The organism is Arenibacter nanhaiticus (assembly GCF_900141935.1).
Lineage (GTDB): Bacteria > Bacteroidota > Bacteroidia > Flavobacteriales > Flavobacteriaceae > Arenibacter > Arenibacter nanhaiticus.
The window spans coordinates 8,198-9,661 of record NZ_FQYX01000057.1; the positions used below are offsets into that span (position 1 = coordinate 8,198).

The following is a 1,464-nucleotide window of genomic DNA, read 5'->3' on the forward strand; positions in this document are numbered from 1 at the left end:
ATCCACACAATCTGAAATGCCGTCGCCATCGGTATCGGCAAAGCCTTCATCGACTTGACCATCGCCATTGTTATCAACCCCATCGCAGACTTCCTCTACAGGTGGATTTGGTTCATTAATTTGGATATAACACTGTTTTGTACAGCCATTATTATCGGTTATTGTTACCCTGTGCCTACCTGCATTAAGTTCTGTGGCTGTGGCGGTTGTCTCCCCGTTGTCCCAAGCATAACTATAGGGTTTGGCACCTCCTGAAACGGTTACTCTAGCCGAACCGTCTGAAGCTCCCGCTGCGCTCGCATCACTTAACTTTAAAATTTTATGAGCAAGTTTGGCAGGTTCTTTTATTTTTAGCCTACAACTTCTTCTCTTTCCATTCACATCTTTTACAACTAAGGTATAGGTTCCCGCAACCAAATTAGTTATGGTTTGTGTAGTAGCACCATTGCTCCATTGATAGGTGTAGGGTGCCATACCACCCCGTACATTGGCCGTTGCATACCCATTATTCCCACCATGACAATCTACATGGCCAATGGTATATTCTAGTTTTAAAGCTTCATACTCTTCCAGTTCTTCAATGTCCAATTCAGAGCCCGTCAGTATTCTTTCATTATCAGCTGTAGAAATTGGATTGCTGCCAGTGAAAGAATGTTTTAGTGTCGTTCCTGTCTCACTATTGGTTATACTATTAAAATTTGGAATTATTTCTGTCGCAATAATTTTAACAGGTAATGCTTCAATTGCGTTTGTGGTGGTTGTCACAAAAAGTGATAGAAAAGAAATAAAAAATGATTTTCTGAAGAAATTCCGGAGGGTGGTTCTCATAGTATAGTTTATTAAGGCTTAATTGTAACTACACCAGAGCACTAAGTAATACGGTTATTGTTCAATAAATGAAGTGGGGTTCATTTAATAACAAAAAGAATGCTAAATTAAAAAGCGAACCCATTAAATAAAGTAATTAAAATTTGGAAGTGTAAAGATTTACCCACATGGTATTTTTAAATTAGCGTCTCATTATTTAAGTTCAATATCGTTTTTTTTTGACATATTTTTCTGATTTTATATTTTCCATTCGATGAAATGCACAAAAAAAAGATAATAGAGCCAATATGAGCATACAGTTTTCCATATTCAGTTTTATATATTTTCGATTTGGCCAGTAAATTATCGGAGCACTATTGCGGAATAATTCTTATAATTAAATAGAATAAAAACCCATAATTATACATAGGTTTTGTTGTTTCAACGCTTATTAAAAATATATCAAATTTTGACCAAATTCCCGGAGAAGTCTGCAGTTTTGTACAACCCATTTCCCCCATCAACTGTTGCAGTTAGGTTTTCGACAAAGAAATGGTATATATTCAGTTCTGTCCTAAATACTAATTCTGTTCATTTTTTCCATTGATGAAATGCGGAGCATTCATGAATTCCTTTAAAAAACAATAGACAAGCCAT

1 protein-coding gene is annotated in these 1,464 nt (G+C 35.9%); it reads right to left on the reverse strand.

Annotated features, from left to right (window positions below; genetic code table 11):
• A partial coding sequence (locus tag BUA16_RS18785) for a SprB repeat-containing protein (protein ID WP_178338924.1) occupies positions 1-828 on the reverse strand: 828 nt, incomplete at its 3' end.
• Between the last annotated feature and the right edge of the window lie 636 nt (positions 829-1,464).